Annotated in this window: 19 protein-coding genes; 7 read left to right on the top strand and 12 right to left on the bottom strand. The window is 43.2% G+C overall.

Annotated elements, in window-relative coordinates; translation table 11 throughout:
• Positions 1-6: 6 nt before the first annotated feature.
• The 8 genes from L6H65_RS12635 to L6H65_RS12600 form a co-directional block, all read right to left on the bottom strand.
• Entirely contained in the window at positions 7-4,410 is a 4,404-nt protein-coding gene (locus L6H65_RS12635) for a non-ribosomal peptide synthetase (protein WP_236342893.1), read from the bottom strand.
• Positions 4,411-4,448: 38 nt separating this feature from the next.
• Positions 4,449-5,324, bottom strand: a complete 876-nt coding sequence (ilvE, locus tag L6H65_RS12630) for a branched-chain-amino-acid transaminase (protein ID WP_236342892.1) — start codon at positions 5,322-5,324, stop codon at positions 4,449-4,451.
• 22 nt (positions 5,325-5,346) lie between these two features.
• Positions 5,347-6,471, bottom strand: a complete 1,125-nt coding sequence (gene hppD / locus L6H65_RS12625; RefSeq protein ID WP_236342891.1) for a 4-hydroxyphenylpyruvate dioxygenase — start codon at positions 6,469-6,471, stop codon at positions 5,347-5,349.
• A 10-nt stretch (positions 6,472-6,481) separates the two neighbouring features.
• Positions 6,482-7,834, bottom strand: a complete 1,353-nt coding sequence (locus L6H65_RS12620) for an FAD-binding oxidoreductase (protein WP_236342890.1) — start codon at positions 7,832-7,834, stop codon at positions 6,482-6,484.
• A gap of 204 nt (positions 7,835-8,038) precedes the next feature.
• Positions 8,039-9,013: a hypothetical protein gene (locus L6H65_RS12615; protein WP_236342889.1), complete on the bottom strand. Its 975-nt coding sequence runs from the start codon at positions 9,011-9,013 to the stop codon at positions 8,039-8,041.
• A complete protein-coding gene (locus L6H65_RS12610) occupies positions 9,006-9,527 on the bottom strand; it encodes a sigma-70 family RNA polymerase sigma factor (RefSeq protein WP_236342888.1) in 522 nt (173 codons plus the stop codon). Before L6H65_RS12610 ends, L6H65_RS12615 begins: the two co-directional genes overlap by 8 nt.
• Before the next feature lie 33 nt (positions 9,528-9,560).
• Positions 9,561-10,901, bottom strand: a complete 1,341-nt coding sequence (locus L6H65_RS12605) for an ABC transporter substrate-binding protein (protein ID WP_236342887.1) — start codon at positions 10,899-10,901, stop codon at positions 9,561-9,563.
• Positions 10,902-11,173: 272 nt separating this feature from the next.
• Positions 11,174-12,118, bottom strand: coding sequence for an alpha/beta fold hydrolase (locus L6H65_RS12600; RefSeq protein WP_236342886.1), 945 nt, complete (start codon positions 12,116-12,118; stop codon positions 11,174-11,176).
• A 101-nt stretch (positions 12,119-12,219) separates the two neighbouring features.
• Between L6H65_RS12600 and L6H65_RS12595 the strand changes: the two genes are divergently transcribed.
• Positions 12,220-13,131, top strand: coding sequence for a helix-turn-helix transcriptional regulator (locus tag L6H65_RS12595; RefSeq protein ID WP_236342902.1), 912 nt, complete (start codon positions 12,220-12,222; stop codon positions 13,129-13,131).
• Between the two features lie 568 nt (positions 13,132-13,699).
• Positions 13,700-15,157, top strand: a complete 1,458-nt coding sequence (locus tag L6H65_RS12590; protein WP_236342885.1) for an MDR family MFS transporter — start codon at positions 13,700-13,702, stop codon at positions 15,155-15,157.
• 181 nt (positions 15,158-15,338) lie between these two features.
• Here L6H65_RS12590 and L6H65_RS12585 read toward each other — a convergent pair whose 3' ends face one another.
• Together L6H65_RS12585 and L6H65_RS12580 are read right to left on the bottom strand one after the other, a co-directional pair.
• Positions 15,339-16,007 (bottom strand): DNA alkylation repair protein, encoded by a 669-nt coding sequence (locus tag L6H65_RS12585; RefSeq protein ID WP_236342884.1) that lies wholly within the window; start codon positions 16,005-16,007, stop codon positions 15,339-15,341.
• A gap of 615 nt (positions 16,008-16,622) precedes the next feature.
• Positions 16,623-17,432, bottom strand: a complete 810-nt coding sequence (locus L6H65_RS12580; RefSeq protein ID WP_236342883.1) for an AAA family ATPase — start codon at positions 17,430-17,432, stop codon at positions 16,623-16,625.
• Positions 17,433-17,618: 186 nt separating this feature from the next.
• On the opposite strand from L6H65_RS12580, the gene L6H65_RS12575 reads away from it, so the two are divergent.
• Genes L6H65_RS12575 through L6H65_RS12565 form a run of 3 tightly spaced genes read left to right on the top strand, consistent with a single transcriptional unit; the run spans position 17,619 to position 19,484 of the window.
• Positions 17,619-18,473: an ABC transporter ATP-binding protein gene (locus L6H65_RS12575; protein ID WP_236342882.1), complete on the top strand. Its 855-nt coding sequence runs from the start codon at positions 17,619-17,621 to the stop codon at positions 18,471-18,473.
• Positions 18,466-19,119 (top strand): ABC-2 transporter permease, encoded by a 654-nt coding sequence (locus tag L6H65_RS12570; RefSeq protein ID WP_236342881.1) that lies wholly within the window; start codon positions 18,466-18,468, stop codon positions 19,117-19,119. The genes L6H65_RS12575 and L6H65_RS12570 overlap by 8 nt, the downstream gene beginning before the upstream one ends.
• Positions 19,119-19,484 carry a GntR family transcriptional regulator gene (locus L6H65_RS12565; RefSeq protein ID WP_236342880.1) on the top strand — a complete coding sequence of 122 codons (366 nt, stop codon included), beginning with the start codon at positions 19,119-19,121 and terminating at the stop codon, positions 19,482-19,484. The genes L6H65_RS12570 and L6H65_RS12565 overlap by 1 nt, the downstream gene beginning before the upstream one ends.
• Before the next feature lie 133 nt (positions 19,485-19,617).
• On the opposite strand, the gene L6H65_RS12560 is transcribed toward L6H65_RS12565, so the two are convergent.
• The gene (locus L6H65_RS12560; protein ID WP_236342879.1) at positions 19,618-20,487 is read right to left on the bottom strand and encodes a YitT family protein; all 870 of its coding nucleotides are present in this window, start codon (positions 20,485-20,487) and stop codon (positions 19,618-19,620) included.
• A gap of 257 nt (positions 20,488-20,744) precedes the next feature.
• Here L6H65_RS12560 and L6H65_RS12555 point away from each other — a divergent pair, with 257 nt between their 5' ends.
• Positions 20,745-22,328: an AraC family transcriptional regulator gene (locus L6H65_RS12555; protein WP_236342878.1), complete on the top strand. Its 1,584-nt coding sequence runs from the start codon at positions 20,745-20,747 to the stop codon at positions 22,326-22,328.
• A gap of 115 nt (positions 22,329-22,443) precedes the next feature.
• A complete protein-coding gene (locus L6H65_RS12550) occupies positions 22,444-23,448 on the top strand; it encodes an ABC transporter substrate-binding protein (protein ID WP_307728339.1) in 1,005 nt (334 codons plus the stop codon).
• A 458-nt stretch (positions 23,449-23,906) separates the two neighbouring features.
• On the opposite strand, the gene L6H65_RS12545 is transcribed toward L6H65_RS12550, so the two are convergent.
• The gene (locus L6H65_RS12545) at positions 23,907-24,479 is read right to left on the bottom strand and encodes a TetR/AcrR family transcriptional regulator (protein WP_236342876.1); all 573 of its coding nucleotides are present in this window, start codon (positions 24,477-24,479) and stop codon (positions 23,907-23,909) included.
• Positions 24,480-24,496: the final 17 nt, after the last annotated feature.

Here is a 24,496-nt window from a genome sequence, read left to right as displayed (position 1 = left end):
TAAACTTTAATCAAACAAATAGTTGAGATCCGCGTTTGAAAGGCCAGAAACATCCGATTCTATTCGTAAAGTAGTAGACGTATCCTTGTACTGATATTGCAAAATGACCTCATTCAATCGTCTAACCCAATCATCCAAAATTTTTACGGCCGTGTCTCTGCATGCAACTCCATGTTTATAATCAACTGTTAGGATCAAACTCTTAGCGTCTAACTTGGCTACAGCAGCAAATACGTTGCTATTTTCCACATACTTTGAGGATGAGGGTTCATTGTCCAAATGAACAATTGAGAAATAAGGATTATCCACTAATTGTTCAGAAATCAATGATGATAAATATTGAAATACTGCATTAATAGAGCCATCGTCGATTGAAAAATCTGGCCAGACCAGTTGTACTTCCTCTAAAGAAACCCCTCTATGTAAATGTTTCATATGCTCGATCTGCTCAGAAAGATATTCAAATGAAGTTTGTTGGATATGGATCGGATATTGGTAGCGCACACAACCGACCATACCTTGAATTTCAGTGCCGATCATTTTCTCTAAAAAAACTCTATCATCGGATACCATACTTATCGTTTGATGTTGGTTATTCAAAATCGAGGATCGCGCAGCACTTAACATCGAAATAGCTAACTCAGATAAGGCAGCGCCATATGTCTGACATGCAGCCAATAATTGCTCCGTTTTTTCTGCAGAAAAACAGTAACTCTCGCTTTCACATCCATTAAAGGAATGGTCTTGATTCATGTTTATCTCTGCGCAAGACGGGATGGCTTTTGTCTGCAAGGAATCCAGTTTGGAAAATAAACGTTGATTACCGGCCACATCAACTGGTGAATCTTCTATGCCACCGGCCTCCATCCACTGGAGGATATCGCGAAGAATGATTTCAATCGATGCATGGTCCGCGGCCCACTGGTGGAGAACAATAAATAACTTTTGTTTGGATGTATCGATCTGATTATTCAGATACAATTTAATTAACGGATCTCTATCCACGTCTATCTTCGATAGGATTGGATCTGCGACAGTGCTCGTTGTCAACTCAACCCCATAGTCTCGGAATAAATGATTGCTATTATAGAATAAGGTCCCCGTAAGACCATCCCTATTGATGCGCAACGAATCATGCTTGCGAATCAACCGATTTAACATTAAAGAAAGCGTAGACTGATCATAATCAACCTTTAAATTCAGTGATATCGTCCGGGTTCGATGTCCAATCCCTTCGGCCGCTTCCCTCAAATATGCAGCATGCTCGTTTGATATACGGATGTATTCTCGTTCACCAGGATTAGGAATCATTTCTTTCTTCTGAGCGAGCTCTACCGATAATTCAATCAAATCAAAAACGGTGGAAGCGGTTAAAATATGCTGTACGTCCAAAGAGATGCCTGCATCGTGCAATCTGCTTGCTAATTGAATCGCTTTGACTGAATCTCCACCTAAGCTGTAAAAATCATCATCCAGCCCGACTGCCGTGACACCCAATAAACCCTTTAGGATGTCAACAAGCGGATGATTTATTTTATTTTCAAGCATCAAACTATTGCTGTCATTCGATGGTCGGATAGGTAGTGGAAGCGACTTGCGATCTATTTTGCCGCTAGGCGTAAGCTTGAATTCATTTACTCTCATAAATATGGCAGGTATCATATAACGTGGAATTTTTCGGGCCAAGTATTGTCTTAGCTGCTTGTCTTCAATTGAATGTTGGCAAACATAATAGGCGCAGATCGCTTTCCTGCCATCTTCCATTTCATGAATGACTGCTACAGCCCGCTGAATCGCCCCAAAATTCTCCATTTCCGCTTCGATTTCAGACGTATCCATTCGGTAACCATTCAACTTCATTTCATGTTCAATTCGCCCTATATATGCAAGGGTGCCGTCATGCAACCATTTGGCCATATCCCCTGTTTTATACATGGCCTCACCTAATCGAACAGGGTTATTGACAAAACGTTGACTCGTTAATTCGGCATTATTGAAATATCCCCGTGATACACCTTCGCCGGCAATACATAGCTCACCAGCATATCCGGGCGGCATCGGCTGCTCATACTGATCAACAATATATACCTGCGTATTGGCAAGCGGTTTACCGATCGTATGACTATCATCGGACCGAATTTCTTGTGCCGTCGACCACACCGTCGTCTCAGTAGGACCATACATATTAAATATTGTCGCCGCTGTTACAGCTCTTAATTTCGTCACCAAACGGGAAGGCAGTTCTTCACCACCGACAAACAAAGCTTCCAATTGTGATAAACCGCTTAAGCATCTTCCATCAGATACGATAACATTCATTCTGGAAGGTGTCGTTTGGAGCACATTAATTGAATTTCGCTGCAGGCAATCATTCAAATAAGGCAAATGGTTGACTTCTCGATCACTGGCCAGTACCACTGTTGAACCCTTGCAAAGCGGTAAAATGCTTTCCAGCACGAAAATATCAAAGGATATCGTCGTTAATGAGCAAATTCTATGCTGGGGCCCAAAAGCAAATAGCTGCTGTATGCCCTCAATGAAGTTATGTACATTCCGGTGCTCGATCATAACCCCTTTAGGTTTCCCTGTAGAACCTGATGTATAAATCATATAGGCCAGGTCGCTTGACACCGATGAGGAACCGTATTCTGAATGAAGGGAGCACGTTTGAATGTCTTCAACATACGTACATTCAACCCCGTTTAACCCATCTTTCGACAACCTTCTAGAGGACAGCATCATGGAAGCGCCGCTATTGTCAAGCATATACTGTACTCGTTCACCAGGATAATCAGGATCAATCGGCAAATAAGCTGCGCCGGTCTTCAGCACCGCCCAGATAGCAATGATCAAATCAAGGGATCTGTCCAACATAATGGGAACAATCATACCTGGTTTTACACCTTGAGCTTGTAAAGCCATGGCAAATTGTGAGGATTGTTGATGCAATTCCGCATAACTGAGCTTTGTCTCCTCGCAAACTACTGCTGTGGAATGAGGTGTTCTGGATGCTTGCTCTTGGAACAACTGATGTAACGTTTTTTCCCTGCCATAATGGAGTGGTGTAGCATTGAACGCTTCTAGAACCAATTGTTTTTCATTCTCAGCAACGAGGCTTAATTCATTAAAGCAAGCATGCGGATTTTCCATGATCCCATGAATAATGAGCAGTATTCTTGTTATAAAATCTTGAATTTGACTAGACGAGTAATCCTCTCTTTTATAATCAATTTCAAGGTGCAAATCGTCTGCATCGGTCCATTCTTTGATCATGAGGTGCAGGGCATACAAGGAGTGTTGATTGTAAAATTCTTTATTATCGGCCTTATAACCGGCAAAGTCGGAAACCAATTTGGCATTATGATAGTTTACACAAATTTGGAACAGTTGGTCATAACCTTTATGAGCCAGCTGCAGGTCCTGAGCCAGCAGGTTGTACGGGTACTTTTGATGAAAATAGCTTTTCGTTAATTCCGATTGAACGCATTTCATGAATTCCATTATTGTAAGCTTGCCGTCGATTTTAATTCGGAGAGGCATTGTACTAACAAACATGCCGAAGGTGCTCTTCTCCTTTTTCCCTGTTCGATTCAATACCGGTGTACCGATAACCATGTCGCTCTGACGAAGAAGCTTATGCATATAAATAAGCGTTGCTGCAACAAAAAAAGTGTTCATCGACAAGTCATGCTGTCTAACAAACTGACGAGCATTTTGAACGGTTGCTTGATCCAATTTATGAATCGTTCTCATCCCCGCCATGGAAGTCGAGCTCTTATGCAAAAATGATTCGGGCAGCGGCTCTAATTTGTCGATCCAATAATTTCGATCTTTATTGAAACGGACAGATTCCATGTATTTTCGTTCATTCAAGCAGCTCTCTCTATATGAATGCTCGACCTGTTGGAACACTTCGTCGCCGCTTTGGAGGGCCACATAAATCTGCTCCATTTGGCTTGTCAAGATCTGCATGCTCCAAGCATCCGAAATAATATGATGAAGTTTAACGAAATAGCCGATCTTGTCTTCAGCGAGTTTAAACACAGAGAACCAATAAAGCGGCGCGTTATATAGTTCCATATGAGCTGTTGCTGCTATATTCGTCCATTTCTCAAGTTCTTGTTCGGGCTCCGCATGTTGGCTGAAATCAATACAAGGAACTGCTGGCTCCTCATGTTCAACGATAAACTGCTGCGGTTCTCCGCCGGATTCAGTCATCCTAATCCTTAAAGCATCATTCTTTATTATCAATATCTTAATTGACTTCTCTAATAGATGGATGTCGATTGGCCCATCTATGATAATGGAACCCCCAATATTATGAACTGCAGCTTGAGGATTCATCTTCTCAACATACCATAATCTCTTTTGAGATTGGGTTAATGGAAAGCAGAATGAAACGGTAGACATTTGACCAGCCTCTTTCTGTAACATGACAGGGCGTAAGATTAAATCTTCACTCCATCCTCAACCACAATTTTCTTAAATTCCTCAAAAAACAATTTGGTTTTTACACCAGGTTTACCATCGCCAATTAAGCGTCCATCTATCTTAATGACCCCGATAATTTCTGCAGCTGTTCCCGTGAAGAATACTTCATCGGCTGTGTATAAATCATGTCTTGTAAGTGTGCGCTCTGTGGTAATATAACCCAACCGTTCTGACAACTCTATGACACTGTTGCGCGTAATGCCCTCCAATGCTCCCAAATAACAAGGAGGGGTCATTATCTCATTATTTTTTACCGCAAAAATATTCTGCGTTGTGCCCTCTACGACATAGCCTTCCGTATTTAACATCAGACCATCATTCACCCCGGCAACAATCGCTTCCGCTTTAACAAGTATATTATTCAAATAATTCAACGATTTAACTTGGGGACTTAACACATCAGAGCGGTTCCGTCGTGTAGGAACCGTAATGATCTCAAGCCCTTGATCATATAAGTGTGAAGGGAATGCCTCAAAGGCTTCCGTTATTACAATGAATTGCGGTGCATGGCACACAAAAGGGTCCAAGCTATATCCCATTCCGACCCCTCGCGAAACAATAATTCGAATATACGCGGTGTTTAATTGATTTTTATGCAAGGTGTCAACAACAATCTGTGTAATCTGTTCCCTTGTATAAGGGATATCTAGCAGTATGGATTTCGCTGAGTCATAAAGCCGCTCTATATGCTCCTTTAATTTAAATACATTTCCGCTATAGGCTCTAATGCCTTCAAAAACACCGTCTCCAAAGAGAAAACCCCGGTCATAGATCGATACCTTTGCATCCTCTTTTCTTACAAACTCGTTATTAATAGAGATCCATTCACTCATTATGATCGTCGCCGCCCTTTACCTATAAATTTCCTCGTTGCTCTTGAACCCTCTCAACAGATTCGAACAATGCTCTAATGTTACCGTTTCCAAAACCTTTGGAACCTTTTCTTTGGATAATTTCAAAGAACAACGTTGGCCTGTCGGAAACAGGGTATCCAAAAATTTGGAGCAAATAACCTTCCTCATCTCGATCCGCCAAGATGTTGTACTTATTCAATTCTTCAATCGTCTCATCAATATTTCCGATTCGCTCTTCCAACATTTTGTAATAAGCATCCGGTGTATATAGGAAGTCAATCCCGTTTGTTTGAAGTGTATCCACTGTTTCTATAATGTTATCCGTCAAGAGGGCAATGTGTTGCACACCAGCTCCCCCGTTATAGTCTAGAAACTCTTGTATTTGTGATTTTCTAGAGCCTTCTGCTGGTTCAATAATCGGAAATTTTACCCTTTCCGTTCCATTCTGCACGACCTTCGTCATGAGAGAGGAGTTATTGGAACTCACTTCGCCTTTCTTAAACTCATTGACAAATGAAAACCCCAACACTTCTTCGTAAAAGGATGTCCACTTGCGCATGTTCTCCACACAAATCCCTAAGTGATCAATTCTTGTAAGTCCCGTAAAGGCTGGTTCATAATTATCATGAAGCTCTTTAAAGCCTGGCGCGAAGCATCCCTCATAATTTTTACTTTCAACGAGTGTATGTACAGTCGAACCAAATGTGCCGATGACAGCCTTCTTATAGATGCCGAACTCATCTGTTTCCACACTTGGCTCCTGAATGACAGTTGCCCCTTTTAATACTGCCTCATGGAATACTTTCTCCACATCGCCAACCCGAAACGCGATATCTCTAACACCTTCCCCACAGTTCTTAATACATTCACTAATCGGATGATTCCCAGAATAGGCACTGGAGATAAGTAGCCGAATATCGCCTTGCTCCAGCACATAGGAACAAGTCTCTCGATTACCCGTCTCCAGACCGCTGTATGCCTTCAATCGAAAACCGAATAATTTGCATAAATAATAAACAGATTGCTTAGCATTACCTGTATACAATTGCAAATAGTCGATATCTTCTATATCCATAGCTACATTAAAAGAATCTACTTCGGGAATTGCATTCACCTTATTCAACATAAACTCTCCTTTATGAAGTGAATATCTTTCCGGGATTGAGAATCCCCTTAGGATCAAACATATCTTTAATTTTTTTCATAATGAACACAGATGCCCCATGTTCTTGTTCCAAATAATTCATTTTACCAAGGCCGATGCCATGCTCACCTGAACAAGTACCCCCGTTATTCAGTGCGAATTGGACGATAGCATTGTTTACATGCTGTGCTCTTTCCAAATCCCCTTGGTCAAAGGGGGCGACTGCAAAAACGGCGTGAAAGTTTCCATCCCCAACATGACCAAGAATAGATCCTTTCATATCGTTGCGATCCATCACTTCCCTGGCATTACGAATTGCAACGGGTAAAATAGTCAATGGAACACAAACATCCGTCGCCATCAGCTTTTTCCCTGGAAAGAGGTTTTTTATTGCAAAAGCAGCCTCGTGACGGATAGACCATAACTGCTCTCTCTTCTCATCGATGTCCTCAACTTCCAATTCACAACAATCAGAAAGAAGAAGCATCTCTTTCACTTGTGTAAAATGATTTTCCATAATCTCAATGAATAGAGTTGGCAATTCCGTATAACTCGTCTGCTTATAACGATTAATCGCTGAAATCGTGCTTTGGTCTAACAGCTCCAGCTTGCAAACGCTACCATTATTTCTCAATACATGGATCGCTGCATGACTCGCCGATTCAACATCATTAAACACTGCTTTCGCTGTCATGATAAACCTGGGCACACTATGAATCTTCAAAATCAACTCTGTAAAAATACCTAACGTTCCTTCGGAGCCAACAAAAAGAGACGTTAAATTGTAGCCTGACGAAGATTTAAGATAGGCCCCTCCAGTTCGTATGACCTCGCCGGTGGCAAGAACAACCTCAAGCCCGAGAATCTGATGCTTCATCGCGCCATAATATACGGCGTTCGTCCCACTTGCATTCGTTGCGGCCATGCCGCCAATTGTTGCATCCAGACCTGGATCAACTGGAAAAAACATGCCATACTTCTTCAATTCTTCATTTAACTGTACTCTGGTAACACCTGGCTGAACCTTAACGTAAAAATCTTCGGGACATACTTCAATAATGTTATTCATTTTTTGAAATGAAAGACTTATCCCCCCTCTAGTAGGAACGATTTGGCCTTCCACACTTGTTCCAAGCCCAAACGGAACAAGTGGAATATTGCCTTCATTGGCAAATTCAACAATTTTTTTAATTTCTTCGACATTCTTTGGAAAAACAACACAGTCAGGCAAATTACCGATATGATAGGAGGAGCAATCCTTGCTATGCTCAGCTCTAACCTTCTCACAACGGGTTATCCTGCTCTCATCGCCTATCAAATTTTTCAAACGATCAAATATATCCATATGATTCCCTCAACAAAAGATTGTTTTATTATGAAACATTTGTAATCTAATTGTTCATAATTGTAACATATTGAAATATCATTGACTACCTCGTCCGTCGCTAAAATTTTTCTCCATACAGTGGTTACAGGCGGTCATCATGAACAAGCATAAAAAACATCCTTCCTTGGCTAATCTCTCACCAAGCTAAGGACGTTTCCTTAATTATGAGTTTGTTACAAATTGGTTAGCGATTTCGACCAGCTCTTCTTGGGAAATCTCAGAAGAAGCAGTAGAGATGATGATCTTAAATGTAGAACCCCTCTCTCTGTCCGCCATCCAATACAATTGCTTCTCACTTAGCCCGTCCACATAATAGGCTTCTTTCCCTGCAACTTCCGTTTTCATAATGATCGGAGCTTTGTCACCCACGATTACTACTTTTTCAGAAAACTCATCCATATTGTATATGATCTTTATCTCCTTCTCAGTGGCAGTGCTCCGATATATGGTTACTGCCTTTCTCATTTGCGGCATGCCGATTACGCTGTCTGTAACAACCTTCCATGCAACAGATTCATTCGAGGTCTTTGCTTTTTCTTTTAACTCCTGTTTATACCCATCATAGAGATGGGGGGCGGGAAAAATAGCATCGACTGATTCAATTCCGCCAGAAACAAATTCATACTCATCTGCAAACCCATCCGCGACTTGAAGATTATAGGCTTCAAGGGTTTGATTCCACTCCTTAATGTTATTCGTTTCAAATGGTTTTTGAAGGATAACGACAGTATCATCGACGGCAAAATAAGCAACAGCAGCTTCTCCCGGATTCAATTGATTCTTAATGCTCTCTTCGTCCGCCTCATGATGGAATTTACCTTCCGGCAAGCTTGGGGGATCAAACCCATTATCAGGATTTGTATGGAGCTCCATTACCACCTCGCCCTTATCGTTGCGCAGTTGAAATAGATCAAACGTTGTCATGGCGTAAGCTGAACCTGCAAAAGCAAGGATCACTCCCGAGATGGCCAGAGCATGGAATTTCTTTTTACCGAACCATTTCCTCCGCGATTGAGATGCCGCCAAGTTCTCTTCTTCCAGCCCTCTATTGATTGCTTGATGTATGGCTTGATCCAGCTCATGAGGGATGCTGATCGAATCCACGTTTTCCTTCCAATCCTTGATCCGCTCATTCATTTATACATTCCTCCTCATTCAATTTCAGGCGGAGTTTTTTCAGCGCCAGATAGTAATTTGTTTTTACAGTACTCACGGGGCATTCCAATACGTCAGCAATTTGTGAAAAGGTCATATCATGATAGAACTTGAGGATGATGATGGATCTAGGTTTGTCCTCAAGCTCAAGAATAGATGCTTGTATGTCCAATCTTGCATCCGTGTCGTGTGAATAGGAAGCTTGCGTATGTATCGGATGCTCGTTCACGAAATGAATGACTTTCGATTTTCTTTTCATATTGTGGATCGCACAGTTTATCAAAATTTTAATGAGCCATGTTTTAAAATAGGCTGGCTCCCTCAAGTTTTTAATCGATTTAAACGCCTTGTACACCGTCTCGTGAACAATCTCCATCGCATCATGTTCATTGCCACAGTACGAATAGGCCGTTCGGTACATCAACGTCTTGTGATCCATGATCAGCTCTGTGAAAGCGTCTTTGTCTCCTATGATTGCATGATTGACCCGTTCCATTGTCCACCTCTTCCGTCTTTACAGCTATTTGATTCATTCTTGCTCAAGCACCGCTTGCCCCTCTCTCTGCAATTGCTCCAAAGCGTCATTCACGGGCTTTCCTCCTGTAAAGACGGAAAGCATCTCCTTGCTAGCCAAACGATGGAATTTAAGCCAAAAGCCTTCTGGTGCAGAGCTTACCCTATGGGGCGCTATGTTTTTATTCTGAAAGAACCCATTGAATTCCTCTCCATAGGTTTTCTCTATCCACTTCGTATTCGTAGAAATTCCCGATACCACCATCTCTGGGTCCATATTAAACGACAATTTATCGCTGGTGATATATTTAAGCACTTCCAGTGACTCATTGATCAGGCTGGAATCTACATGAATGGTGAAAATATCACTTAACATCATGTTAGATTGGCCATTTCCCGGTTCGGGAACAACGCCCCACTCCACGGCAGCGCCCCCGTTACGGTGCTGAAGCTTCATGATTTCCGATAATCCGATTCCGTCCACAGTCATCGCTGATTTGCCTTCGGTGAACAGGTTCGGTGTATTTGGATCTAGAGAGACAATCCCATTCGAATCTGCATCCTTCGGAATTTCCGGCAGGTAAAGATACCCTTCTTTATATCCGTTCAATACGAGGTTCGTCGTGCTCTTCCATTCATCCGTATTTAAGGCTACCTTTGTTTCGGATGCATCCAGAACAGATAAACCCCTTCCATAACCTACGGTTCGTATGATGTCAAACAAATCAAGAAATCCATATAATGGCGGGTTATATCCGTATATTCCCTCCTCTTTCCCCTTAAACCTATTGGCCAGTGCAAATACCTCTTCCCATGACATCTGCTCTGTCGGATATTCCAGGTTATATGTATCAAATAATTGTTTATTGTAGTAGAGGCCCTTGCTGTCAAATCTGGCCGGGATTCCATTCAAGCTCGCTTTATTCAATGCGGTTAGCTTTTCAATAGCGGGGGCATGCAGGTTTTCCGTTTGCAGTGCGCCTGTTTTTACATAGCTGCCGAGATCCACAAGCTCCCCTTTTGCAGCTAGCTTCTGATAGACATCCTCAAACGGAAAGATAATGAGATCGGGCTTCTCTTGTTTGATCAGATTCGAAACGTCCTCGTATATTTCCTTCATTGATCGGTCTGGCTGGCTAAATACGCTCTCCATCGGAATCACTTCAATCTCATAATTCGGATACGCCTTCATGATTTCTTTCCCATACATTTCATTAAACATCGTTTGGTTGATATGAAGGACTCGCAGCTTTACCTTGTCCTTGTTCGAAGCAACGGTGAGTTGAGCGCTCTTATCTTGCTGGCATCCCGCCAGCAGCAATATAACTACCAGGAGCAGCAGTGGCATTTTTTTCATCAAATTTTCTCCTTCTTTGAAATGTGTTTTTCTGTCTATTTAACTATTAGATCACGCAACAGAGCATTTGGTCTTCCATACTTGAAAATATTAGTCAAAAGGTTATCCGATCTCATCAGCACCCCTTGCTTCAACACTATCCATGCATAGAAAAAAGCCTTTAAACACTCGGAAATCCTTGTGTTTAAAGACTTTCTACATTAACCTCGGCGTTGCACGCTCCCGCTCCGGTCAAGCCGGAGGGCAGGCTCAACCTTGAATCGCTCTTGGGACTAGCTGGCATCCTGCTGTTCCAGCCATCTCAAAATCGCTTCGTTTGTTTCTTCCGGCTTTTCTTGCTGGATCCAATGACCGCAATCCAGATGGACCACTTCCACATTGGGTACGAACTCTGTCAGGTTTTCAGACCTCGGGATCGCATCTCGGTCGCCATAGATCATGAGGGTCGGCTGTTGGATGATTGGGTTCACGTCTGCCAATAAGCGCCAGTTGCGGTCAAGGTTCCTGTACCAATTTATGCTGCCCCTGAACCCTGATGTTTCAAAGGCGGATACGAAAACGGCCAATTCGCTGTCGTTCATCAAGGGCTCGCCGAGCGGTGTTTCCGCGTTGGCAAGATTGATCATCGCCATGCCTGGCTCAGGTGCTCTGAGAGGCTCGTTCTTGCGGTACAGGTTGCGAAGAAACCGAAACGTATTCTTATCCATTACGGCGTCCGCAACACCTGGCTGTCGATTGAAGTGGACAAAATAGTAGTCGCCGCCGAGTATTTCCTCCAAGAACTCGATCCAGGGTTTTTCTCCGCGCTCTTGGTAGGGCAAGCTCAGATTTATCACTTTGTTTACACGGTTTGGATGCAACAAGGTCAGTCCCCAAACGACCATCGCACCCCAATCATGACCGACAAAGGTGGCGTCCTCGTATCCGTAGTGATCGAGAAGTGCGATGAGATCACCCGACAAGTGTTCAATGTCATAGTCTGTTACTTCGGCCGGACGGGATGAGTTGCCGTAACCCCGCTGGTTTGGGACGATGACATGGTAGCCCGCTGCGGCAAGGGCGGCCATCTGATGGCGCCAAGAAAAGGCATGCTCTGGCCATCCGTGACAGAGGACAATGGGTTCTCCGGCATTTTGTCGGCCTGCTTCATAGACTTCGAGTTCCACACCGTTGACTGAAATAAGGGTGGGCTTGGGAAAATCGGTTGGATTAAACATTGCATCAAAACCTCCTTCTTGTGATACATGTAGTATAATGGACAAAAGGTGACATCATAGTGTCACCGTTCTGAAATCATGTAGAAAAAAAGAGGGCAATGATGGACAAAGTGGAGAGGCTCATTTCGATTATCATGATATTGCTGAAAAAAGAGGTTGTTTCTACAACGGAATTCTCACAACTATTCCATGTTTCCAAAAGAACGATCCTTCGCGATATGGAAACATTGAGCTTATCGAACATCCCGATCTACTCTGTCAATGGGGTCAAAGGCGGCTACGGCATAATGGAGGAATACAAGGTTGATAAACGCCTCTTAAACAGCTCCGATTTACAGAATATATTAACTGCGCTCGGCGGATTGGAACAAATCCTCCTTACTGAAGAAGTTGAAAGAACGATAAAAAAAATAGAGGCAATGGTTAGTCCATTGTCTCTGAATCGTTCCATTCAACTGTCGTTTTATAATTGGGAAGGTCGGTCAGAAATTCTTGAAACCTTAAAGACATGTCAAGAATCCATTTTAAAGAAAAGGCTGGTTTCGTTTGATTATACAGATAAAGACGGGGCTGTAACGAATAGAATGGTCGAGCCCTATGAGCTGCATTTTAGCGAATCGAGTTGGTACTTGAAAGGATTCTGTTTACATCGACAGGGAAATCGAACATTCAAGTTATCCCGGATCGATCATATTACGATGGATGAACGCGCGTTTCATCCTAGAGACGATTGGTCAGAGCAAGGTCGCGTTGCAAGTTATCTACCGCAGCTCGTCACGATTAAGGTATCGATATCGCCTAGCATAAGGGATCAAATCATCGAAAGGTATGGTCGAAGAAGTATTGAAGACCATAGCTCTGAATGTTTATTAGCAACCATTTATGTCCCTCAAAATCGTATGGGATTTCAATTTTTAGCAAGCTTCGGCACTCATCTAAAAGTTGTAGAGCCCAAAACCTATGTTGAAGACTTTCGAAATTATTTATATCAAATGATGGAGAACTATTCTTGATGAAGGTCTCGTCTCGGCATATATGACCGATTCCACATGAGTTGGGTCTTTACGCGCTTCTTCATAGATTTAGCGTCGAAGCTTCAACCTTCAACTCAACTTTCTGCTTTATCACTATTTGTGATACGGTTCAGCTTAACGGGTCCATCGGCGAAAAATGCTAAGGCAGCTACCACCGCATGTCCTTTGTTGATGTTCTTATGGGTTTTTAATTTCATGATCTGCACGCCAGGCTGATGATTCGGTGCCAACACACTCGAAAAGTCAGCCTTTTATTGATTTACCTTGTTGAGTTAACCGGCACGTTATCATAATCCCCAAATCGCGTCTCGTCAAGAGATAATGTGATAATGAACGACATAGTGGGAGAACCCCCCTTATGCTTTCTTAATAGGAATGAATATCCGAGTATGCAGGGCGATATCGCTTTTTCCAATTCATCCTATGTCACGTAAAATATTCTTCAGATCGATGAGGAATAAGGAAAGGAGATCTGCATGACAGACAGGTGAAGATTCGGTGTCAAGGCACTACGTGGAGCGCAATGAATATTCTCTGGAGGTAGAAGATGAACAAACAGGTTCAAGAGGCAAGCCGAATGAAGAGAGGGACAATGCTAGCCGCCCTGCTCATCGGTGCATTTATTGCGTTTCTTAATGAAAATTTACTTACCAATATATTTCCTCGATTAATGCGTGAGTTCAACGTTACTGCTTCGACCATACAATGGTTATCGACCGGTTATATGCTGATGATCGGCATACTGGTGCCGGTGACCGCATTGCTACAGCAATGGTTCACGACTCGTCGGATGTTTATGTCCGCGATGGCGTTATTTTTAGCAGGCACCTGCTTGTGTGCAGTATCCCCTGGTTTCGAAGTCTTGCTGATAGGCAGGGTTGTTCAGGCTTGCGGGACAGGATTATTGATTCCGTTGATGATGAATACGATTCTTGCCCTCTATCCACCGGAACGCAGGGGGGCCGCCATGGGTCTCATGGGGCTTGTCATCATGGTCGCCCCTGTCATCGGGCCAGCTTTGTCGGGGTTGGTTATCGATACCTTACACTGGCGCTGGCTGTTCTACATGGTGATTCCTGTCGCATTGTTTTCGATTATTTATGCGTTCATTTACTTAAAGAATGTTACAGAAATAACCAAGCCAAGGGTCGATCTTTTATCCATTGTTATGTCAACCGTCGGGTTTGGTTGTGTCACCTACGGCTTCAGCCAGACTGGTGTCTGGGCTGGTCCTGGTAGTTACAGTTTGATTGCCATAGGCGGCTTCTTCTTGCTCTTGCTTATTTGGCGGCAGCTCAAGATTAAAGAGCCTTTGATTGATCTTTCCGTATTCCGGTATCCCGCTTATTCTTTGGTAGCGGTATTGATAGTAGTGTTGATGATGGTTTTATTCGCCACCACGACATTGCTGCCGATCTATATGCAGGATGTGATGCAGTTGACAGCATTCGCGACAGGTTTACTTCTGATGCCAGGCTGCATTTTAAACGCAATGATGATGCCTGTGACAGGAAAATTATTCGATAAATTCGGGCCGAGATTCGTTATAATGCCCGGACTGGTCATGATCGCCCTATCGCTGTGGCTGTTTGCAGGTATCGACAGCGATACAACCCAAGGCTCCGTTCTGTTCAATCATGTCCTCTTATTCTTAGGCATATCATTTGTCGTCATGCCGGCTCAGACAGCAGGAATGAATCAACTTTCGCTTCACCTGGTCCCCCATGGCACGGCCATATACAATACGCTCCAACAGATTGCCGGGGGAATTGGCATCGCTTTGTTCGTCGGCATCATGTCGTCTGGGACCAGTCGTTATCTTCACCATTCGCTCGATCCCGCAGCGTTTCAAGATAAAACACAAAGCATCGTTGCCGGTTTGCAAACGGTTTTTTGGATTGAATTTATTCTCACCATACTTGTTTTGGTACTGGGTTGGTTTATAAATGGTCGTCTTTTTGCCGATTTTTCTCAAAAGAAAGAACCCAAAAACTTGTTGTCTTAGGGTCTCGAAACACTTACTTCGGCGTCACTTATGATATGGTTCACCGTATCATTCTAGAGGCGAAATTCTTTAAGCAAAAAGGATCTGGAAGCTTACCTTCAGATCCTTTGTCCATATTAAGGCTTTAAATTCCTTTATTTTTACATCAAACACTAAACACTAATGAATTTTTCAGGGGTAACTAATTCTTATTTCGTTTGTTAACTTCAATCGCAATGAACTCCGGCAAATAATTGGGAGTACAGCCCTTTGATACCATTTCATCTTTATAAAGACCCGTTTTCTCACCAAGTTTAATACAACGTGCTCGATTCTTTTGATCATAAACGCCTATCCAGCCTGCGGTGAAATTCATAGCCCATTGAACTTCCGGTTCTTCCTGCGTAATATTAGCTTCAATTGCAGATAGTAAGTCTTCGGTGTTATCAGGCGGTGTTTGCCCTGTCCATCTCAATCGCCCTTTATAATACCAGAAGGCTCGCCTTTGAAGAGCAGATGGACTATTTCCCCATAACTCCATCAATGCAATGTTCTTCTTGTCTTTGGTGAGCTGATTAGCCATTAACCAATCCATTAAGTTATTTCGCTCATCGAATGTGTGAATCTGCATATCCTTATCAAGCCCATTTAGAACATCTTCTGAAAGAAGTTTTTTGTCCATAATTAAGATTGCCAATAGTCTGGGCAAAAACTCTTCGGTTGACCAAAGCTCCATAGCTAGTTCGTGATCTATTTTAATATCCTTCGCGATTTTTCGTAAGTCGCCTAGCTTAGTTTTACTATTGATCTGTGGTAGAATGTTTTCTGCTTTAGAAGAACGTTTCATTTCTGTACTTTTATACTTATTCATTTGACACAACTCCTTTATTAAAGCATTGTTTCATAATATGTCCTTGGCGCGATATATCAATAACTTAATTTCGTTATAAGTCTTATTGCATACAAATGTACCATAACAATTGTAAAAGGAGTGATTCATTTCGCCGTTGCTTATGGTACGGTTCACCGCGGCGGGAGCTTCGGCAACGAAACGAATTTAGAGGTTGCCTGCAACATCTAGTCTCGTGAACGAGGGCTCAGCCCAAAGCATGAATGCGGTTTGGCTGAAACTGCCCTCTCCTGGGGCAGCCTAAATTATTCTTTATTTATTACATTCGATGCTGTTCGAAATGACTCTAACAAACCTTGTTTTTTTCCTCCAACTCATAAACCAAAAATAACAATATTTTGAAAAACTCTTTCACTCCTGCAATCAACTCATTATCCAAAGTTTTCTGTTGATCAACATCTCCGAGCTATCGCTGCACTGTTAGCCCCAACGGAATGGGCCTTTGTCACGAAGGTACTCCAATGCTTCGAAAAAAACTAGGAGATGTTTCTTTGCTGAAGATATTATACTGCGTTATTAGGGGCACGGAATCCTCCAGGTTCAGTGGATCGGCTTGTTCAATTTAATACTTGTAGGTCACTCGAACAACGATTTGTGCTTATGAAAAAACTGATAGAAAAACCGTACATTATCCAGTTCATACCATTCTGCTGTTTGCAGCGGGCTTCTATCCAGATTATAGATTTTGGCCTGCAAAGTACCCAGCATAATAGGGGAATGTGAGGCAATAATGAACTGACTGTCAAAAAATCGTGCCAGTTCGTTAATCTGCTCGGCCAACCTGATTTGATTGGCTGGAGATAGCGAGGTTTCAGGCTCATCCAGCAAATACAGCTTGCCTGGAAGAAGGTACTCCTCAAAAAATTGTATGGAGGTTTCTCCATTGGAATATTTCTCTTGTGAATATTGAATAATGCCCATCTTCTTCTTAAACTCATGTGAGCTTGCGTATTGCGACACCTGTTCTTGTGTCATTCCCTTGCTTCTCTGCTCATACAATATCCCCTCGCGAAGTACAGCCTCTTGCTGGATCTTCTTGATCTCGTACAAAATATCCTCTGACTTAATATATCGGCTGCCTTCAGGCAACTGCCTAATCTCCTCCTCATGCCTGTCGCTTCCCAACTGGTAACGACTCCAATCGAGAAAACGCCGCACGTACTCGCTGTACTCAAAACTCGCCATTTTCTCAGAGCCAAGCATGCCCAATTTATTGGCGATCAGATTCAGCAGGGTGGATTTGCCCGAGCCGTTGCTGCCATATAATACGGTGATTCGATTCAAGAACAGCGTCTCTCCTGCAATGTGCTTGAATACATGATCCGGATAAATATTCGGATTGCGATCTATATAGGAAGAAAGCATAAAGCTCCGCAGGTAAATCATTGGGTCCCCTCCAGTTCAGCATCTGACATGAAATCTATTTTACCAGAAAATAGGTACTGATGTTTCAGTCAACGCTCCCCCGTCAATTTTCACTTCCCAAATTGCTAAAAACCATTGACTTAACAATTGTCCCAATGATATATTGTGCATGCACGATATACACAATTTTGGAATGGAGGGCACGCTATGCTGGCATTGGATATTAAAAATCTAAATAAAAAATACGAGCATTTTCAATTAAAGAACGTATCTTTCCAAATGAAAAAGGGTTATATTATGGGATTTATCGGAGCCAACGGTGCGGGAAAAACAACTACAATCAAATCCATTTTGAATTTGACTCGTATAGATAGCGGCGAGATCCATATTTTGGGCAAGGAAATGAAGAAGCACGAAATCGAGTTGAAGCAGGAAATTGGCTTTACATTCGGAGACATCCATTTCTATACGCGCAACAAAATCAAAACGTTAACGAACGTAATCAAAAGTTTTTATCGCAACTGGGATGATGAAGCTTATCACAATTACCTGCGGAGATTTAATTTGAATGAGAATAAAAAAATAGCTGAATTGTCAACCGGAATGAAAGTGAAATACAGCTTGGCTCTTGCTTTATCGCACGGCGCAAAGCTTCTTATTCTGGATGAGCCTACAAGCGGACTTGATCCGGTTGCAAGAGACAATCTGTTGGATATTTTTCAGGAGCTGGTGGAGGATGGGGAGATCAGCATCCTGTTCTCGACTCATATTACAACCGACTTGGAGAAATGCGCGGATTATATTACGTTTATCGATAACGGGCAAATAATTAACAGCTCTGAGAAAGAAGACTTTATAGATACCTATCGCCTGATCAACGGGAAATTAGAGCAACTGGATTCCATCAAGGACCAGTTAATTGCCTACAAAAAGAATTCATTTGGCTTTACGGGCTTAATCCATACCATTGACCTTGATCCATCCTTGGATATCAAGTCAACCCTGCCTAATCTTGAGGAGATTATGATCTATTTCTCGAAAAAGGAGGATTCGCATGTATAACCTGCTAATGAAAGAATTAAAGCTGGGCGTAAGTCCTTTCTTTTATATCCTGCCGTTTTTGACAGGCGCGTTAATGCTCATCCCCGGATGGTTATATTTCCTTGTCGTCCTTTACTTCTGTTTTCTCACGGTACCGAATATGTTTGCAGGGTATAAATCTCAGAATGATTTGATATTTACAGGCATGCTGCCGGTAACCAAAAGGGATATTGTAAAAGCGAAGGTATCCGTTATTGTAATCCTGGAACTCATCCATATCGTTGTCGCAATGCTGTATGGCATGATTACTATTCGCTTGTATCCGGATCTGACCTACTATTTCTTCAAACCAACCTTAGGTTTCTGGGGACTATGTTTCGTCATGCTTGCGATCTTCAACATTATCCTTATATCCATGTATTATAAAACAGCGTTTAAATACGGCGCAGCAACGGTTGCATCCATTACAGCTGTGATGCTGTTTGCTGGAGGCGCAGAATGGCTCGGCATACAGAATTCGTACGTGTATGATCTGTTCAAAGGAACGGGTACTGATCGTTTGGGAACCCACTTATCGATTCTGATCATGGGCATCGGGATATTTGCGATATTTACGATTATCGCTTATCATATTGCCATCAAACGGTTTGAGAAAGTGGAAATATAATGAACATTGCGATTTCGAACACCTCTGATAAACCGATTTACCAGCAGCTTTTTGAACAAATCAGCGCACAAATTCTCAAGGGTGAGCTAGAAAACGGGTATAGCTTGCCACCGATACGACAAGCGGCCACGGAGCTTCGTGTTAGTATCATTACCGTAAAAAAAGCGTGGGAAGAGCTCGAACGGCTCGGTCTGATTTACACCGTAACCGGCAAAGGATGTTTCATATCCGAGCTCTCGCCACGCGAGATGCTTCAAAAACGCAATGAAATGATCTTGCAGCAGATGGCCACCGACACCTCGTATTACAAATCCTTTGGTCTCACGATCGAAGAGGTTTATGAGCTATTGAAGGAAGTTTATTGAATTCTTGCCACGATCAGCTCGCGCTATGCAAGTGATATTCGATCAAAAAAGGAACCTTCAGCTCCACTTAGATAGTGGGATTGAAGGTTCCTTTGCATCTCTTATGGGGCTGAATTCAAAGCCGCCGTGACTCTTAATGAATATCCTTCTTCTTAAAGCTTCCACCTTTTACTTCTGCCACTTCGAATACCATTATAAAAGCATCCTCGTCAATTTCATTAATAATTTCCTTCATCTTCCGTTCTTCCAATCGGTTAATGACGCATGTGATTTCTTTGAAATGCTCATTCGTATATCCGCCTTGCACCGTACTATACGTAGCACCGCGACCCAATCGAATGCGAATGCTTTCAATCATGATATCAGGATACTTGGTTATGATTTTGAACGATTTAGCTCCGCTCAAGCCTTCCTCAACGATATGTATCACTTTCGAAGCTATAAAATAGGCAATTCCCGACAATATGGCCCCTTTCAGCCCGAATACAGCCGAAACGACGATGAATACGAATACGTTCAAGAACAGGATCAGATCGCTTGTTCCGAAAGGCAGCTTCCGGGAAAGCAATACTGCCAGCATATCAATCCCGTCCAGCGCGCCTCCGTTCCGCAGGGCGAGTCCCATTCCCAATCCGATAATGATGCCTCCGACTACGGTAACGAGCAGCGTATCGCCTTCGATGATCGGCGTAATATGATGCATAACGATGGTCCCGACGGCCAGCGAAGCTATGCCGAGTACGGAATACACCGCAAAGCTTTTTCCAATCTGCTTATATCCTAAATATACGAACGGTAAATTAAGAATCGCGATCAGAAGTCCCAATGGCAGCCCGAAAAGATTTGACCCTACGATGCTTAATCCCGTCACGCCACCATCGGATACGTTGTTCGGTATTAATACGGATTCAAGTCCGTAGGCGGTAATAAATCCGCCGATGATGACGATGAGTCCGCGTAATGCTAGGTTCAGTACTGCAGTTTGTTTGTGCTCTGCCTTCATGCCCAACCCCATTTCATTTTTTTGTTCATTGTGAATATTATTCCATTAAAATTTTAGACATCTATATGTCGAAAGTCAATTCAATCTTAATGGCTGGCAGAGTGTGCACCAAACAAACTGTCACTCTGCAACACAACGAGGACAAAACGGATGTTCAATCGCAGTCATTCTTAGCCTAGCTTGAATATAGATCAAGCATCGATTATAATTTATATTGAGAATCATTATCAATTACATCGAACGATAGAGGTGTCCTCATGTACAATAATAACAGCAGGCAGCTAGCAGGGATGCCTGACAATACGTATTATTTCCCTGTTGAAATTCATAATTTACTGGATGCCCTTTCTATTGGAGGTCCTATAACAACCCGTGACTATCCTTTTTTGCTGGTCATTATGGATGGCAGCATCCGACTTGTTGTGAATGGGTTCGAGCAGTCTTTACAAGGCCGTTCGGTGTTGTTATGCGATAAAGACTTCAGTCTTCAATTAATAGAGGCGCAGGCTCAACGAGCATTCCTTATCGAATACACGTATACAACACTGAATCACTCTGCCCCAAGGCCGCTGCCATGTAGTATGCTGCCCTTTTCCTGCTCTTATCGTGCAGCTATGCTGGCTCTGGAGTTGTATACAGCGTGGCAGTCGAGATCCAAGCACCCCTTTCAAGCTCAGCGGCTATTTCTAGAACTTATCGAACAGATCCAGCTTGAATCGGAGAAAGCCATCTATCAGGGAAGTGATTGGCTGCATAGCGTGCTAAACCATATCCATTTGCATTATCGGGAAGAGCTTACACGAGAGCAGCTTGCCGCGCTGGGAAGCATTAGCCCGGAGCATTTCTCTCGGACTTTTCATAAGCAGATTGGCAGCACCTTCAGCTCTTATATGAACACGCTGCGCATAAGAGATGTGCAGCAACAGCTTTTAACAGGCACTCCCAATAACTTGCATGATCTAGCTCAAGAGGTCGGTTACAAGGACGGCTATTACTTAAGCCGCAAATTTAAGCAAGTGGTTGGCATCGCTCCTACGACATTCCTTCACAAGCCAAAACGCATTCTATCGACAAACTACAACCATACCGCGATGTTGCTTACCTTACAAACCGAACCGATTATGGGTGCCTACTCCGCATATGTGCAAGCCCAATATCCAAGTGCTCCTAACGATCAGGAACAAGAGCTTAGGTGGGATGGAAACTACGGTTGTTATGAACAGGTACAGACTCTGATGCCGGATGTTATCATTGGTTACGAGAAATTGTCCGAGGACATGAAGCTGAGAAGCATTGCCCCCGTAGTCGCCCTGCCGTTTATGAAGCTCGATTGGCGTGAGCAGTTTCGTCAAATTGCGGAAGTAGCCGGGAAGCAGCAGCAGGCAGAGAATCTGCTTGAGCAGTATAACATGCAAGTCAAGCTTGCCAATATTCAGCTGGATAAAGTACTGGGCGGTCGTGGAAGCCTTATTATATGGGAACTACAAGAGAATGAAGCCTATACGTTTGGCAATCGTTATGGTCGGGGTGGACATGTGCTGTATGATGATCTTGGTTTTGATATACCTGACGCAATAATCAAAGAAGGCATATATACAGCCGGTTATTTCCAAGTCACTCTGGAGCAGATTTGCAATTATCCCGCAGATTATATCGTTCTCTTGGATCTGCCACATTCCCCGCGGACAGAACGATTATTTCATTCACCAGACTGGCTTGCGATGGAGGCCGTTAAGCAGCACCGGGTTGTGATTCTGAACCATGCCGATCTCTTCTATGGATTTGATCCTCATTCCACCCTGCAACAGCTGAAACTATTAGTAGCCAACCTTGCATCATAAAATGCCATCCTGTCATATCATTTTGTGACATGGCGATTGGAAGCATACAAGCTTACAGTTATCAAGTGAGGATGATTATCATTTTCATTATTAAACATTGAGAGGATATATGCAGATGAAACAAAGGAAATGGAATCTTTCTTATGCAGGGCTTGCTTTGCTCTTGATTGTGCTGCTTCTAGCAGCTTGCGGAAACAATGATTCAAAGGCAACAAATGACAATTCCGTTTCGCCGACTGCTTCAACTACAGCCGATTCGTCGGATACTTCTGAAGATGTATCGACAGCGGCAACGACTAAAATCGTAACTACCCTGAATGGCGACATTGAAATCCCTGTCAAGCCGATGCGCATTGTAACAGATGACTATCTAGGCTCATTGATTGCGCTGGGGGTTAAGCCTATCGGTACACCTGGTCTGCATTTGAAAAATGTCTATTTTGCCGAAGCGCTTGAAGGGGTTGCGGATATCGGCGACTATGGCAACGTTTCTCTAGAAATGGTCCTTAATTTAGAGCCGGATCTAATCATCACAGCGGAGAATGATCCAGCCAAATATGAGAATCTGTCCAAAACAGCTCCAACTGTCTCTATCCCTTATGGCGAGTTGAAAAACGCCCGGGAAGAATTGACCTACTTTGGCAAACTGCTTGGCCGGGAACAAGAGGCTGAGGCTTGGCTTGCAGCATTTGATGAAAGACTAGCTAAGGCAAAAGCTCAAGTAGATCAAGCGATTCCACCTGAGGCTACCTTTACTATCTTCGAAGATGTCGAAAAAGCCGTCTATGTCTATGGAGATAATTTTGGCCGGGGCGGTCAGCCTATTTATCAGGCACTAGGACGCAAGCCGCCTTCAAGCATCTCAGCTGAAATTATGGAAAAACAATATGTGGAGCTATCAAAAGAAATGCTGGCAGAATACGCAGGTGATTACATCATACTAACTTCAAACTCACGGACGCTTGAAGATTACAAGAGGGATCCACTCTGGAATACATTAGATGCCGTCAAAAATGATCGTATGTATGTGTGGAAGGAAGAGCGCTCCTGGTACTATGATCCCATCGCAGTTCTCTCGCAGACTGAGGAGCTTGCGGCATGGCTTTCCCATAAACAGTAAGCAATCGTTATTCTCCTTTCATCGATGGACGCCCTTATACTATGGTATTAGGGCGTCTTCACCTCGTTCGTCTAGGCTTCCTGATTCGTTCATAAAATTTAGTAGGAGGTCATTCTACACTTTTTAATGATTCGATCATATTCATTGTGGATCCGGGATTTGCTGATGGGAGCTCGACAGCGCCTTTACAACCATTCCATACATATAGCCGCCTGTCGGCAGAGCCATAATGACCGCAAATGCATCCATCTGCGGACTTCACCTCAGCTAGACCACGGTCGAGGTTCAAACCTAACAGCACGCCATGACCGATGCGGGAAGTCGCACAACAGAAAACCACGTCTATATGGACGTGGTCATTTGTTATATTGGTGGAGCCTGGCGGAACATAACTCGCATGATGCTCGTCGCAGAAGCCTAATCGACGTAATGGATCGCAGCGGCAGTTTCAAAGAAGTCTATCGGATGCCATCAAAGACATGGGTTACAAGCCGCTTGACATAGTCATCGTCAATGGGATCACCCGATACTAACAAGCGGTAGAATATCGGCCCGTATATAAGATCCGTGCATAATGCGATATCGAGATTCTCCTTCAATTCGCCGCGTTGCATTCCTCGACTCATAATACCATGAACCTCCAGCCTGCGAGGCTGTATATAGCGCGTCCGGTAGACCTCAGCCAAAGCCGGATCAACCTGTCCTTCCCCGATAATCTCCAGAAAAATCAAGCCTTCACGACTTACCATAAACCGGGCCATATTCGTGGCGTGTTCAAGAATATCCTGGAACACTGCACCTGTATCGGGCACAGGCAATCTAATTGTCGCAGCGGATAGAAAACCGTCCATCACAACTGCAGCTTTGTTAGGCCACCATTTATAGATCGTCGCTTTGCTTACCTTGGAACGATCTGCGATTTTTTCAACTGTAACGGCTCCGAATCCGATTTCCAACAATAATTCATAAGAAACGGAAAGGATGATGTTTTGCGTTTCCACATTGCGTGGTCGCCCTCTTTTTCCCTGCACACGAATCCTCCTTAGTC

Origin of the sequence: Paenibacillus plantiphilus (assembly GCF_927798095.1) — a bacterium.
GTDB lineage: Bacteria > Bacillota > Bacilli > Paenibacillales > Paenibacillaceae > Paenibacillus_Z > Paenibacillus_Z plantiphilus.
The sequence above is the reverse complement of the archived record's forward strand: the minus strand, read 5'-3'. Positions and strand labels throughout refer to the sequence as shown.